The 14,466-nt window shown below is 60.5% G+C and carries 13 protein-coding genes; 9 read left to right on the top strand and 4 right to left on the bottom strand.

What is annotated here, in order from left to right:
* Positions 1-75 precede the first annotated feature (75 nt).
* Positions 76-693, bottom strand: a complete 618-nt coding sequence (locus tag JS531_RS06475; RefSeq protein WP_214314268.1) for a DUF4192 family protein — start codon at positions 691-693, stop codon at positions 76-78.
* 468 nt (positions 694-1,161) lie between these two features.
* Here JS531_RS06475 and JS531_RS06470 point away from each other — a divergent pair, with 468 nt between their 5' ends.
* A complete protein-coding gene (locus JS531_RS06470) occupies positions 1,162-1,875 on the top strand; it encodes a YqcI/YcgG family protein (protein WP_214314266.1) in 714 nt (237 codons plus the stop codon).
* A 41-nt stretch (positions 1,876-1,916) separates the two neighbouring features.
* Positions 1,917-2,720, top strand: coding sequence for an EamA family transporter (locus JS531_RS06465; RefSeq protein WP_240542082.1), 804 nt, complete (start codon positions 1,917-1,919; stop codon positions 2,718-2,720).
* Between the two features lie 57 nt (positions 2,721-2,777).
* Here the strand turns inward: JS531_RS06465 and JS531_RS06460 are convergent, their stop codons facing one another.
* Positions 2,778-4,103, bottom strand: coding sequence for a sugar ABC transporter substrate-binding protein (locus tag JS531_RS06460; RefSeq protein ID WP_214314263.1), 1,326 nt, complete (start codon positions 4,101-4,103; stop codon positions 2,778-2,780).
* 233 nt (positions 4,104-4,336) lie between these two features.
* Between JS531_RS06460 and JS531_RS06455 the strand changes: the two genes are divergently transcribed.
* The 6 genes from JS531_RS06455 (at position 4,337) to JS531_RS06430 (ending at position 12,183) form a co-directional block, all read left to right on the top strand.
* Positions 4,337-5,452 carry an ROK family protein gene (locus JS531_RS06455; protein WP_094729296.1) on the top strand — a complete coding sequence of 372 codons (1,116 nt, stop codon included), beginning with the start codon at positions 4,337-4,339 and terminating at the stop codon, positions 5,450-5,452.
* Positions 5,453-5,583: 131 nt separating this feature from the next.
* On the top strand, positions 5,584-6,513 hold the full coding sequence (locus JS531_RS06450; protein WP_214314255.1) for an ROK family protein: 930 nt from the start codon (positions 5,584-5,586) through the stop codon (positions 6,511-6,513).
* A gap of 396 nt (positions 6,514-6,909) precedes the next feature.
* Positions 6,910-8,220 carry a sugar ABC transporter substrate-binding protein gene (locus JS531_RS06445; protein WP_214314253.1) on the top strand — a complete coding sequence of 437 codons (1,311 nt, stop codon included), beginning with the start codon at positions 6,910-6,912 and terminating at the stop codon, positions 8,218-8,220.
* A 10-nt stretch (positions 8,221-8,230) separates the two neighbouring features.
* A complete protein-coding gene (locus JS531_RS06440) occupies positions 8,231-9,166 on the top strand; it encodes a sugar ABC transporter permease (protein WP_240542081.1) in 936 nt (311 codons plus the stop codon).
* Between the two features lie 2 nt (positions 9,167-9,168).
* Complete coding sequence (locus JS531_RS06435) at positions 9,169-10,041, top strand: carbohydrate ABC transporter permease (protein ID WP_214314251.1); 873 nt, start codon at positions 9,169-9,171, stop codon at positions 10,039-10,041.
* Positions 10,042-10,173: 132 nt separating this feature from the next.
* Positions 10,174-12,183 carry a glycoside hydrolase family 20 zincin-like fold domain-containing protein gene (locus JS531_RS06430; protein WP_214314242.1) on the top strand — a complete coding sequence of 670 codons (2,010 nt, stop codon included), beginning with the start codon at positions 10,174-10,176 and terminating at the stop codon, positions 12,181-12,183.
* 123 nt (positions 12,184-12,306) lie between these two features.
* On the opposite strand, the gene JS531_RS11070 is transcribed toward JS531_RS06430, so the two are convergent.
* Complete coding sequence (locus JS531_RS11070) at positions 12,307-13,053, bottom strand: site-specific integrase (RefSeq protein WP_240542080.1); 747 nt, start codon at positions 13,051-13,053, stop codon at positions 12,307-12,309.
* Between the two features lie 9 nt (positions 13,054-13,062).
* The gene (locus tag JS531_RS11065) at positions 13,063-13,584 is read right to left on the bottom strand and encodes an N-terminal phage integrase SAM-like domain-containing protein (RefSeq protein WP_240542079.1); all 522 of its coding nucleotides are present in this window, start codon (positions 13,582-13,584) and stop codon (positions 13,063-13,065) included.
* Positions 13,585-13,968: 384 nt separating this feature from the next.
* Between JS531_RS11065 and JS531_RS06420 the strand changes: the two genes are divergently transcribed.
* Positions 13,969-14,346 carry a hypothetical protein gene (locus JS531_RS06420; RefSeq protein ID WP_094667167.1) on the top strand — a complete coding sequence of 126 codons (378 nt, stop codon included), beginning with the start codon at positions 13,969-13,971 and terminating at the stop codon, positions 14,344-14,346.
* Positions 14,347-14,466 lie beyond the last annotated feature (120 nt).

The raw sequence follows: 14,466 nt of genomic DNA, 5'->3' as shown, positions 1-14,466 counted from the left end.
AAAAAACAGATGATTGGGGATTGGCTGGGGCTTCCGGAATCGGAAGCCCCAGCCAGATGAATCCACGGCCGACGCTCAGTGGCGGCGGCGTTCCGTCCACGCGGGGCGGATGCCGTGTTCGCTGGCCGCGAGCACGAGGGATGCCAACGAGCAGTCGTCGTCCAAGGCCAAGGCCTTGAGCGCGCGCACCGCGGCGGCGGTCGAACGGTCGGCCATCCACAGCAGGTACGCGCACGACGCCATCGGCTGTGCCTTGTATCCGTCCGGGGCGTCGGCCGTCACCGATTCCAGCAACGCCGTCGCGCGTTCCCCGCGTCTCGTGTCCGGCTGGTAGGCGGCGTCCTTGAACGCCCGTGACAGTTCGCGCATGACCACGGCCGCCGACTCCATCGAATGCGGCTGGGCGTACAGCATGTGCAGTTCGCCGCCGCCCATCTCGCGCAAAGATGCGAGTATCAGCGCGTCCCGCATGCTCAGGCACTCGGTCATCAGCACCGCCAGCGTGACGCGCTCCTCATGGGAGAAGCCTCCCTCGTCGCGCGACAGCAGGCCGTTCCACCTGTCCATCAGGGGCGCGAACCACTTGTCGGCCGCTTCCGCCGGTCCAAGTTCACGCCGGTCCTGAAGGAACCCGTCGCGTACGCGCTTCGCCAGTCCGGTTCCCGCCGTGCGGGTATCCACCATGTCGTTCATGTCCATCGGTCCTTTCCGTGTGGTTTCCATTTCGGACACCACCCGCCTGCCATGCGCGCAGGCGGAGAGACCGGAGGCGTGGACCGCGACGATCCGGGCCGTAGCGAAGACGGCATGCTGGTTCGCCGTCGTAGCGCAGGCACGGGAGCGGCGCGGGACACGGCGCAGGGAACGCAGACGGAGCGCATGGCATGCTGGTGGTGGCCGCAAACCCTTCGTCAGATTCCGCGCGGCCCACCGCCGCGAGCATGCGAGCGGCCAGACAGCACGGTCATGCGCACAGCGCATGGCCCGGGGCCGCGTTCCCGCGCCGATTGCGGAGAGTATGTCGAACAGCCCCGCCTGGAGCATTCTCTCCACAAGCGGCGCGGATGTCATCTATAGATGACATAGCATCCCAAAACGAACTATCAAGAAGACACACCTGGCATCATTTGACGTAAATCAGTTTCATTTACAGGAGGGGATATGACTACTGATTCTTCCGACAAAAGTGCGCTTTTTGATATCCACACAGCACCAGCAAAAGCGATGAAATATCTACGGGAATTTGACGAAGCTGTTCAAAGCAAGGGGTTCCCGTGTATTTTTGTACCATTGGCGTTCCGACACAATGATTTATTGTTTGGTCTTGCTGATGTTTCAGCAGGATATCAGCAAATAGTACTGTTGTTCAATGCGGCAGTTCAATCAATCATGGAAAATTCGAATCAGACAATTGTTCTTTGGATTGAAGGAGCGGGTACCAATAATCTTGAAGAAGATAAGAATTTAGCTTCCGCTATTCTCAAGGAACTACTAACAGCGGATCAGACACCTTGGCCTGCTTCCGCACCTACCAATCCAAACGATCCCAATTGGGATTTTTGGTATGGAGGTGTTGATTTCTTTATCAATTTCAGTACCCCACATCACGTTAAACGCCGTAGTCGCAATCTGGGAAGTGCTTTCACGCTGGTAATTCAATCGCGATCTACTTTTGACCATATTGGTAAGAACCCGATGCAGATACGTCATCGTATTCGTGAACGTATTGCACAATATGACGCAATTTCAATTTCCCCGGCTTTAGGAGAACACGGTAACGCTCCGGAATTGCCGCAGTTCTTCCTAGGCGACGATAATATCGAGGCATCCATGCTGCTGACCGAACAGGATATTCTCAGCCGAATCAAACGATGAAATCTATAAATACCCGAGACAAAATACTGCTCGCAACAGGCATGGTGACAGTCGGCTCGTTGGGCATCCAGACCTCTTCGTCCCTGTCGGCGTCGTTGTTCGATGCGTTGGGGCCGATTCCGGTCAGTTCGATGCGTATGCTTGTCGCCGCGGTCGTCATGCTCGCGCTCATCCGTCCGAAACTCGCGGGCCGGTCGAAAGGCGAATGGTTGGGCATCGTGGTCTACGGGCTGGCGATGGCGGCGATGAACGTCTGCCTGTACTCGGCCATCGACCGCATCCCGATGGGCGTGGCCGTCACCCTGGAATTCCTCGGCCCGTGCGTGGTCGCCCTGGCCGGATCTCATCACTGGCGCGAGGGACTGTGCGCGGTGGTCGCGCTGGTGGGTGTGGGATTGATCTCGTTCACGCCGGGAGGCTACTTCAACCCGACCGGCTACCTGTTCGCCTTGGGTTCGGCCTGCTGCTTCGGCCTGTACACGCTGTTCGCCGACAAGGTCGGCAAGGGCACCGGACTGGACGGGCTCGCCCTGTCGGTCACGGTCGCCGCTCTCACCACGCTGCCGGTATCGGTCAGCCACGCCGCGCATGCGACGCCCGCCCAATGGGGCGTCATCGCCGCGTCGGCAGTGCTGGGAGTGGCGATTCCCTACACGATGGACACGCTGTCCGGGCGCATCACGTCGGCGCGCGTGGTCGGCACGCTGTTCTCCATCGACCCAGCCATGAGTGTGGTCATCGCCGCGCTGATCCTGCACCAAACCATCACTCTCACGGCCGTGTTCGGCGTCATCGTCGTCTCCCTCGCCGGAGCCCTGCTCGTATGGACAGCCGATAAAGCGTAAAAAACAAGCACAAGTGGCTGGCAAGAACAAACGCCTCCTGTCAGCCACTCTATTCCATCATTGAACGCTAAATCCTTGATCTGCGGCATAGTTCTTTAAAGCCTTTTGCCACTTGTCAGCGGCAGCCTTGAAAGTCTCCTTGCCGGAGAAGAATGATCCCATATTGTCGTTGTAGATGGAGCGGGCATAGGGTTCGAAGGGCAGGAACTCCCATTTGCCGGTGACGTCCTTGGCGGCCTGGGAGAAGACCTCGTTGTATTTCTGGCCGCCGAAGAACTCGTTGTCGCTGCCGTCGGCGTTTCTGAGCGTGGTCTTGGCGAGGAAGTCCTTCTGGTTGAGGGTCTTGGTGGTGGCGGGGAAGCTGCCGTTGGATACGCGGGCGTCGATGCCTTCGTCGTTGGTGGTAACGTATTCGACGAACTTTTTGGCGGCGTCGAGTTTGCCGTCGGGGATCTTCTTGGTGATGGCCAGTCCGCTGCCGCCGTATTCGCCGTTGATGGGCGTGCCGTCGATGGTGGGCAGGAGGGCTACGCGGAATTTGCCGGTGGCTTGGGGCACGCCCTGCAGGAGGTTGTTGGCCATCCATGCGCCGCTGATGAGGCTGGCGATGGAGCCGTCGCCCAGTGACTTCATCCAGTCGTCGGTCCAGGTCTTCGTGTGGACGTCGATGAGGTCTTCGTCGCGCATCTTCTGCCAGAGGTTCATGAACCGCTGGGCGCCTTTGTCCTTGGTGATATTGATGGTCAGTTTTTCGTCGTTGAGTTTGTAGGCGTGGCCGCCCATGGCCCACATCATCGCGTTGAACAGGCCCGCGTCGCCGGAGTCGGAGGTGATGTAGGAGCCGGTGGCGCGGATCTTCTTCGCGTCCTCGTAGAACTCGTCCCAGGTGGTCGGTGGTTCGCTGATGCCGGCTTTGTCGAACACGTCCTTGTCGTAGAAGTAGGCCATGGGGCCCGAGTCGGCGGGCATTGCGTACAGGCCGCCGTTGATGTTCACGGAGTTCCATGTGCCGGGGGTGAACGTCTTCTTGAGCTTGACGGTGTCGTAGATCTTGCTCAGGTCCATGAGCGTGCCGGAGTGCACGAACTGCGGGATGGCGAGGTATTCGATCAGGGTGACGTCGGGCAGGCCGTTGCCGGCCTGGGCCGCGTTGTTGAGCGCGGTGTAGGTCTCCTCGGTGCTGCCGACGTTGCTCACCTTCATCGTGATGTCGGGGTTGGCCTTCATGAAGTTTTTGGCGGCGCGATCGATGCTGGCGTCCCATGACCATACCGTCAGTTCGGTCTTGCCCGAGCTTGTGGTCGTGTTGCCGCATCCCGCGAGCGGGATGAGCAGGGCTCCGATGGCGGCCGTGGCTATGGCTGCGCGTGTGGTGTTGTTCATGTTGGTCTTCTTTCCGTGCTTGACCGTCTTTGGCCGTATGTCGCAACTATTTTGTTTGGATGTCGAACATGATTATGTACAGAGATGGGAAACTTGTCAAAGTGCCGGGGTTTTCATATTGTCAGTCCCCTGATGGGTGTTATTCTGAAAGCCGTTCGAGGATGACGCCGGGATGTCCGTCCCGATAATGTGATTCCGCATTTCCGCAATCGTCTCACCCGAGGAGGGCTCCCATGTACGCTAAATCCAATCCCAGCGACGCAAGGGCCAACAACCGTAGACTGTTGTTCCGGCTGCTGTTCCCCGACCGGCAACTGTCGCGCGCCGACCTATGCAAGGAGACGGGGCTCTCGCGCGCCACCGCCACGGATGTGACCGGCGAGATGATCGACGACGGCCTGCTACGTGAACTGGGGTCGGGGAAACGGGATGGCCGCGGCAAGCCGGGCACCTTGCTGGCCATCGATACGGACGTGCTTCGTCTGGTGTGCATCGATCTGTCGCGCCCGTATGTGATGACCGGCGCCGTGATGGATCTGCGGGCCAGAATCGTGGAGCGTCGCGAACGTGTGCTTGATGATGGCGATCGGGTCGATCTCGACGACGTGCTTTCGCTCGTCGGTCAGATGATCCGGCTTGCCGGTTCGGGGCTTGTCGGCATCGGCGTCGCAGTCCCCGGCGTGGTCTCCGGTGCGGGGAGGGTGATATCCAGTTCCAATCTCGGCTGGGACGACGTGGAGCTTCGCGACATGCTCGAAGGCGAGTTCTCGTTGCCGGTCCGAGTGGACAACGACGCGAACGCCGCACTGCTCGCCGACCGCTTCCTCGGGCACGGCAATCCCAACTGCCTGCTCGTGCAGATCACCCGGGGCATCGGTGCGTCGGTGCTGCTGAACGACGAGTTCGTGGATGGCGACGACCATGCGGCCGGTGAGATCGGCCATGTTGTGATCGACCCGAATGGTCCGGCATGCACCTGCGGCAAGCGCGGCTGCCTGGAGACCTACGTCTCCGCCATCGCGTTGCGCGACCGCATTCGCCAGGACCCGAATCGGCGCGCGGACATCCTGGCCGAAGCTGGCGCGAGGCTCGGCGGAGCTCTGGCCATGCCGGCGAGCCTGCTGAATCTTCATGACATCGCCGTCTACGGACCTCCCGACATCGTCGGCGAGACGCTGCTCAATGCATGCGACGAGACCGTCAACTCCTTGTCGCGGAACGACTACCAGAGCAGTATGCGGGTGCGCCGGTGTGAGCTCGGTGACGACGCCACTCTGCGGGGGCAGGCGGTCTCCGTGCTGCGCGAGATCGTGGGCAGGCGCGGGCTGTCCGCGGCGGCCTCGTCCTGACGCCACGTGCGTCCCGCCGCCAAGCGCGCGTGGCGTGGTGTATCATCGCTTCCCGAATCCAATATGTAAGGATTCCGAACATAATGGCGGGCGGACGAAACAGGAGTCCGCCCTCGGGAACGGAGATCGTCATGACGATGAATGCCAGTGGTACGCCGGAAACAGAGAACCTGCGCGTCGGCGTGGATGTCGGCGGAACGAAGATCGAGGCGGTGCTGACCGATGCGGCCGGCACGGTTCTCGCATCCGCGCGCAAGGCAGCCCGGAAAGGCGGTGACGAGGTCGTGGAGGATGCGGTCGCCATCGTGCGGCAGGTGGCCGGAATGCGGTTCGATGAGGTGAGATCGGTGGGCATCGGCATCCCCGGGCTGGTGCACCGCGACACCGGGCGCGTGGAGAACGTGGTCAATCTCGGAATCGAGAACCTGGAGCTGGGAGGTCGCGCATCCGGCATGCTCGGCCTTCCCGTGTGGGTGGACAACGATGTGAACGCCGCGGCGCTGGGAGCCTATGGAACACTACCCGACCGACTCAGGCGCGGCAGGATGGCGTTCGTCAACCTAGGGACGGGGCTGGCGGCCGGCTTCGTCCGCGCCGGTCTCGTCGAACGCGGCGACACCGGCGCCCTCGGGGAGATCGGCCACCTGCCGGTGGACCCCAACCGCATGGCGTGCCAATGCGGTCAGCGCGGATGCCTGGAGACCGCATGCTCGGGAGGGGGCCTGCGGCGCATGTGGCCCGTCGCGGATCCTCCGCTGCCCGACAATCTCGCGAGGGCCGACGGCGGCGATGGCGAAGCGGAACGGGTTCTCGGCATCGCGCTGCATGCCCTCGCCGACGTCGTGCAGATCGTCGCCCAGGCCGCGGATCCTTCGGTCATCGTCATCGGAGGCGGTGTTTCCCGCGCCGGGTCCCCGTTGCTTGATGCGCTGCGCGGGGAACTGTGCAACAGGGAGGCCTCCAGCGGATTCATCGCGGGTCTGCGGCTGACGGAACGCCTGCGGCTCGCCGATGCGTCGATTCCGATTGGCGCGCTCGGAGCGTCCCTCATCGCCTGCTGACCAGACCCCGGTGCCGACGGACCATCGGCGCGCCGAAACCAGATTCCTTAAACTCCGACAGACGGGGTGCACCACATCCATTATTTTGTTCGACTGACTTGCAAAAAAGGTTAAGGCGTCATATCCTTGGCTTTCAAGGAGGTTGAAACCAACTACAGGAATTACGCAAGGCTTGCTAACAAAATATCCGGTCTTGCTGCGGCGCGATGCCCAGAAGTGGTGTGGCGTCATGTTCCTCGGTATCGCTACGGACGTCGGCAACGGCGTCCGTAGCGGCATCGCCCGCGCATGGCAGCGCGGGCGGATACGGACCCGGGACCGTCGTGCGCAGCGGCACGTCGCGCCATTCCTCCGAACGACGGCGTCGGGCAGGCATTCCAGGAAAAGGAAACCATCATGAGAACGAAGAGGATTTCAGCGGCCATCGCCTTGGCGGCCGCGTCGGCGCTCACCCTGTCGGGATGCTCGATGGGAGCCCCGTCCGGCGGCTCGCAGCAGGATGCGTCCGCAGGTGGCAAGCTGACGGTGTGGATCATGCAGGGCGACCAGAGCGAGGACACCATCAAGGCGATCAACGAGCGGTTCACCAAGGAGACGGGCGTCAAGGTCGATGTGCAGACCCAGGTGTGGGCCGATATCAATACGAAGGTGACGACCGCGCTGTCCACGGACACGCCGCCGGACGTGATCGATCTGGGCAACACGCAGGTCGCAGGGTTCGCCGTGAGCGGCGGCCTTTTGGATCTGACGGACAAGGCCGACGACATGAGGCAGGGGCACACCTGGCTGTCCGGCCTTGAGGAGCCCGCCACCATCGACGGCAGACTGTATGGCATTCCCGCGCTGGGAGCCGCCGGCGCCGTGATCTACAACAAGAAGATGTGGTCCGCGGCCGGAATCGACAATCCTCCGAGCACGTACGAGGAGCTTGAGACCGATCTCCAGAAGCTCCGGGATGCGAACACCGACAAGGATTTCTCCCCGTTCTATATGCCGGGGCGTGACTGGAAGTCGGCGGCGCGGTGGATCTGGGATGCCGGCGGCGATTTCGCCGAACAGCAGTCGGACGGAACCTGGAAGAGCACCTTGTCGAGCGACGCCTCGCTCAAGGGCATCGACCAATGGCTGGAATTCCAGCACAAGTGGTCCTCCGAGGCATCCCGCTCGCTGGACACCGGCAACCCCGATTTCAGCCAGCTGCTGGCCGAAGGCAAGACCGGTGCGATCCTGAACAACAGCGCCGGCATCCGCACCATCCAGCAGTACAACCCCGACCTCACGACCGACGATCTGGGATCGTTCCCCATGCCCGGCGCCAGCGGCAAGCTCCAGCCGGCAATGATGGCCGGATCGGTGTGGGGCGTCGCGCAGAAGAGCAAGCGCCAGGAGCTGGCGCTCAAGTGGATCAAGATCGCCGCGAGCCCCGAGATCCAGAAGGACTACGTGTTCGCCAAGGACGGATGGATGCCCAACTACGTCGAAGGCCTCGACGAGGTCATGAAGTCCGCGGACTTCCCGTCCTACCTGACCGGCTTCTTCGAATCGGCGAAGGACACCAAGGCCACACCGGCGTCCCCGCAATGGCTGACCATCGAGAACGACAGCTCCCTGAACTGCTTCGGAGACATCGCCACCAGCGCGACCACGGCCAAGGCCGCGGCCAAGTCGTTCGACGAGCATGCGGACTCCCTGTACGCGAAGAAGTAGGGGAAGCGTGATGAGCAATGCGCAATCGACGGCTGCCGCCGTCCCCGTGGTGAAGCGGCGTCGCAATCTGACGCCCCTGTGGCTGCTGACGCCCGCCGGCGTGATCATCGTCGCGCTGGTCGTGGTGCCGTTGATCTTCCTGGTCTTCACGTCGTTCACGGACTTCAACCAGAAGACCCTGTTCACGGGCTCGTTCAACATCGTCGGGTTCGACCAGTACGAGAACGTGCTGACCGACCCGGAGTTCTACAAGTCGCTGGCCCGCACGTTCGGGTTCGCGGCCGCCCTCGTGGCCGGCAGCGTGCTGATCGGCATGGGCGTGGCCCAGCTGATGACCAAATTGGGGCCGGTGATGCGCTGGCTGGTCACGTTCGTGCTGATCTTCGCGTGGGCCATGCCGAACGTCGCCTCGTCGGTGGTGTGGAAGTGGCTGTTCCAGCCGGGGTACGGCGTGGTCAACTGGCTGCTGACCCAGACCCGTCTGTTCGGCGACGTGACGAACCTGTCGTGGACCGACAACACGTGGCTCGCGTTCCTGGAGATCTGGCTGCTGGTCGTCTGGCAGGCCGTCCCGTACATCGCGATCAACCTGTACGCGGCGACCACGCAGGTGGACAAGTCCTGCCTTGAGGCGGCCCAATTGGACGGCTGTTCGAAGCTGCGCTGCTACTGGCAGATCGCCGTGCCGCTGATCAAGCCGAGTCTGATGGTCATCACGATGCTGTCGGTGATCTGGGACTTCAACGTGTTCAACCAGATCTGGCTCGTCTCCCAGGGAGGACCCCGCGAGACGACCGCGACGATCGGCATCTTCACCTACAAGAAGGCGTTCGTGTCGTTCGACATCGGCACCGGCGCCGCCGCGAGCGTGCTGGTCACGCTCATCCTGCTCGCCCTGACGAGCGTGTACATCCGATACCTGCTCAAATCCGGGGAGGACCTGTGACCATGAATAGGGCAACCGCAAACCACGGCATCGCGCCGCGCGCCAAGCGCAGCGCATCGGCCGAGCTGCGCCGCGTCGGCACGATCGTATTGGCCGTCGCGTTCTGCATCGTGTGGATCTTCCCGGTCTACTGGATGTTCGTCACGTCGATCAAGCCGCGCAACCAGATCATGACCGTGACTCCCGTGTTCTGGCCCGCGAAGCTGTCGATCGACAACTTCATGGTGGCCGTCACCCAGACCTCGTTCCTGACGAACCTGAAGAACAGCGTGATCGTGACCGCCGTGTCGATCGTCCTGTCGATCGTCCTCGCGTTCTTCGCGTGCGCGGCCCTGACCCTCTACCGGTTCCGCGGCCGCAAGGCGATCATGGTGTTCGTGCTGGCCATCCAGATGACCTCGGGCGGCATCATCCCGCAGTTCATCATCTTCAACCAGTTCGGCCTGCTCAACAAGTACAGCGGCCTGATCCTCGCGTACATCGCCATGGTCCTGCCGTTCGCGATCTGGAACATGCGCGGCTTCTTCCTGAACATCCCGAAGGACATCTTCGAGTCCGCGGCCGTCGAGGGGGCCAACGACTGGCAGATCCTGTGGAAGATCACCTTCCCCCTGGCCGCGCCCGGCATCGTGTCCACGTCCGTGTTCGCGTTCATCAACGCCTGGAACGACTACATGACCGCCTACACGTTCATGAAGGACCAGTCCAAGTACACGCTGCCCGTGTGGCTCTCCTCGTTCTCCACGCCCACCATGGGCACCGACTTCGGCGGGCAGATGGCCGCATCCGTCATCTTCTCCCTGCCCGTCGTGATCTTCTTCATGATCATTCAAAGGAACATCATGAAGGGCGTCACCACCGGAGCCGTCAAATAACCCAAACGGAGCGATAAACAATGCGTGCGGCGCCGGGACCATTTCCGCGAGTGGTTCCGGCGCCGCGCGTCATCTCGGAACCCAAAACGCAATATAGCGCAATCAAAGGTGAACCACTGAGAAAGGACTTCCATGAGCGATCAAGCAACCCTGAAGGGATGGACCATCATTCCCAAGCCGCAGACCGTACAACACAAGGCGGGCGTCTCACTGCTGCCGATGTGCGGCCGAGTCAACGAGCCACGTGCGTTCGGAGACGAACGGCAGGTACTCGCAACACAACTTGCCGACGACATCCGTGCGGTTACGGGATTGGAATGGGACATCGCCACGGGTGACCGTTGGCCTGGATTCATCACATTGACGACACTGGACGATCTCCATGCGCGTCCGTCCGGCGCGTACACGCTCGACGTCACCAAGGACGGCGTGACCGTCAGGGGTGCGGACTTCGAGGGCGTGCGCAACGGTGTGCAGACCCTGCGCCAGCTCATCCGCCAATGCGGCGCCGCCTTGCCCTGCCTGCGCATCGAGGACGAGCCCGCCTTCGAAACGCGTGGCTACTACCTCGACGTGACCCGCGGACGCGTCCCCACCCTCGACTGGCTCAAGACCTGGGCCGACAAGCTCTGCCTCTACCGGTACAACCAGCTCCAGCTCTACGTCGAACACACCTTCCGCTTCGACGGGATGAGCGAGACCTGGCGCGGCTCCAGCCCGCTCGCCCCGCGCGACATCCTCGAATTCGACGGGTACTGCGCCGAACGGGGCATCGAACTGGTGCCGTCGGTCTCCACGTTCGGGCACCTGTATATGGCCCTGCGCACGCAGGGTCTGCGCGACCTCGGCGAATTCCCGGAGGACGCCGACGAGCCGTTCGGGTTCATCGACCGCATGCGCCACCACACGTTGAACATCAGCGACGACCGCGCCTTCGACCTGTCGTGCCGGCTCATCGACGACTACCTGCAGTTGTTCCGCTCGGACAAGTTCAACATCTGCGCCGACGAGACCTTCGACCTCGGCAAGGGCCGCTCCAAACCCCTCGCCGAGCGGATCGGAGTCGCCGCAATGTACGCCGACTACGTCACCCGCCTGTGCCGCCACCTCGAAACCCAGGGCAAGAAGCCGATGATGTGGGGCGACATCGCCCTCGAACACCCCGAGATCCTGGAACGCCTGCCCGAAACCGTCACGCTGCTCAACTGGCAGTACGATCCGCAGGTCGACGACGGGAAGATCCGCACCGTCGCCGAATCCGGCGCCACGCAGATCGTCTGCCCCGCTGTGTGGTGCTGGAACGCGCTCCTGCCGCGCATCGACGACGCCTGGAACAACATCGTCCGTATGGCCCGATACGGCGAGCAATACCATGCGCAAGGCATGCTCGTCACCGACTGGGGCGACCTCGGCCACGTCAACGACCCGCGCATGGCCATCCCCGGCATGATCATCGGCGCACAGGAATCATGGAACCCCGGACGCATCCCCGACGAAACCGACATGCTCCGCCGCATCTCCCGACTCGAATACCACGACGCCAGCGGCGAACTGCTTGATATCCTCACCCATGCCAGTCATGCGGTCAGCTTCGAATGGAACCATCTAATCACATGGCTGGAACTTGATGACGGACGGGGCGGCGTCAACACCGGGGTCCTGCAAACCATCCCAGGACTGCTGCCGGAAGACGAACGACCGGACGACGTGGTCCGCGCCCTTCAGGACGGAAGCCGGGCACCGTCACTTGCGGAATCCCGACGGATGCTGCTCCGCTATCTGAAGCATCACGTCACGCTCGGCGAAACCGCAGATCACCTTCTACAGACCAGTGCCCGTCGAATCTCCGCAATCGCCGCGACCTCAGGACCTTGGGCCAACGGGGATGCCGCTGCATTTCGCGTAGCCATCGAGGGGCAGCGACTTCTGAACCGAGTTGGCCTCCGACTCGCGTCCGAGACCGGGGTCATTGGCACTGAGGCGATTCAGCATGACGACGCGGCGAACCTTGCCGGAGCATTGGAGATCTGGATGGAGGCGTATGCGGCGCAATGGCGTACTCTCAGCCGAGACTCCGAACTCCGTCGGCTGCAAGATACGGTGTGGGAGTTAACGGACTATCTGCGCTTCCAATCCGTCTGATGCTGCGATTGTGAGACTTCGACCAGTCAGATACCGAAATGCCGTGAGGGACCAGATTCAGATCCCTCACGGCATTTCCTATACGAAGGTGAGTCACGTATCGCGATGGTGCATCACTTTGGTCTAGAATTCACGCCGCTGGATACCGCTCATAAATGATTCGGCAAGCTCGTCAACCACTTGACTCTGATGTGAGGCGACGGTGAGCTGGTAGTACCGGATGGCAACCTTCTCACTGACGTGTCCCAATTGATTCATGACTTCCCGCAACGTTCCACCCTGAATCATGAGTAATGTTGCATGGCTGGCTCGTAATGCTTGGAATGTCAGATCAGGGCGTCCTGCTTTCAACCGGGCTTTGGCGAACTGGCCGTCCAGCGTTGTCTGGGACATGATTCTTGCACGTTTGGGCACGAACACCGGCGAATCCGGTCGGGTCAGATCGCAGTAATCAGAAAGGTGCTGTCGAATAAGAGAAATCAGCGTATCCGGGATGTGTACGTTCCTGATGCTGGATTCCGTTTTCGTCTTACCGAATTGGAGATCCCCTCTGTCAGCGTCACCGCGATTCACGGAATGCCGGACGTGAAGTATCTGCCTGTTCAGATCGATGTCTTGCACCTGCAGCCCACATAGTTCGCCACATCGCAGACCACCCACTAAAGTCGAGAGGAATACGGACAGTCTGGTGTAATCGGGCATGGCATTCGCCAGCAGGATCAATTCGGAAGGAGTCACCGGCGGCACGTTGATGCGGGCGGGCTGTGGCGCTGGCGGAATATGGAATATGAAGGGATTGAAGGACAGCAATGGCTCCGAACCATCCAATCCGCCACGGGTGGCTGACTCAAGTACCGCCTTCAGCCGCATGCATGAGCGTCAGAATGCCCACCGGCCTTCCGGGTGAGGCGCATCATACCAAGCCTTGATGATGGACGGAGTGATCTCGTTAAGCGGCAGGTCTCCAAGACTTGGCAGAAAATGGCCAATGTCCAGATAAAGATTGCGACGCGTGCCACCGGCGATGCCATTGCCGTCGGGCAGCCGGTATTCCTCGGCCCATCGCATCACATAGTCGCGGAACAACATATTGCGTTGTGTCTGGCTCTTTTCCGCGACGGCTTTTCGTCGGCTTCGTTCTGTTGGATGAACCCATTCGGCGATGCCGTTACGATGGAGGCTGACAAGGTACTTTTCGGCTTCCAGCCATCTACGGGCTTCGAGCTCCTGATCCGGCTTGAACTGGCGTTGGACGCGTTTGCCGGGTTCTAATGGATTCGGATATCGAACCTGCCATGCGATTAGCATGCCGGTTCTGTCATAACGGGCCAGCACGGTTCCCCACTTGCTTCGCGGCGGCTTCTGCGGATGGTTTCCATGGGAATGCCTGATTTTCGGCATATTGATCTCCCTCGATCGCGAAAAGGCGCACCCTGCGTGCGCCTTGTGGGGAGATTGAAACCAAGGAACAGTGTAAGTGAATATGCTGAAAGAGCCGTTGTTTGTTTTTGTCATCTTGAGATGACAAAAACAAACATAATCAGTATTAGGTTGGCTATAGAAGCAGCTAGTTGTAGCTTTCCCCTTCTCCGATTGACGTATTGCGAGTCATCTCTAGATGTCAATAACTCCTTCTCTGATTGTTTCTATCTCGCTGGGGTAGAAGACTGGATCTTGCAAGACGAAGCCATAAGACTTCGGCATCTAGCAGAAAGGAAAGTAATTATCATCTAGTTTTTTACGCATGTCTTTACACATTCCAAATTTTCCAACAAAGGAGTAATCATGATTGTTCGAAAGAAATTTACGGCAATTGTCCTTGCGGCAATTCTGGGTATCGCTGGCATCGCATTGCCTTCTACCGCTTTTGCCGGCGGTCCGAATTATGGACGCACATGGGAAAGCAGCATTGGCGGCATCAAGGTGAATGGCTACGTACAGATTCAGGCTTCCTATAATGATGGCGGGCGTCACGCGCGTCGCGGATATCAGCGTTTCACCCGACAGGCCGGCCCCAGCTTGGATACCGGACGACTGTATACATCAGCCGCTTCCTATTCAGGAGACACTCAGGTTCGAAGCAGGACGGACTCCGTCTGGGATTCCGTATTGTGGGGCGATAAGTACGTCACGCACTATTACTGGGGTGTTGAATACTTCTGACGCATTTCTTATTGCACCCATCTAGAAATACCGTGATTGGAAAGATACGGAATGCTAAAAATTACCCGTCATCTAAAGTTTTTTTCTACATCCATTTGCGCAATATCGTTGCTGTTGGGG

Origin of the sequence: Bifidobacterium sp. CP2 (assembly GCF_018555635.1) — a bacterium.
GTDB lineage: Bacteria > Actinomycetota > Actinomycetes > Actinomycetales > Bifidobacteriaceae > Bifidobacterium > Bifidobacterium saguinibicoloris.
The sequence above is the reverse complement of the archived record's forward strand: the minus strand, read 5'-3'. Positions and strand labels throughout refer to the sequence as shown.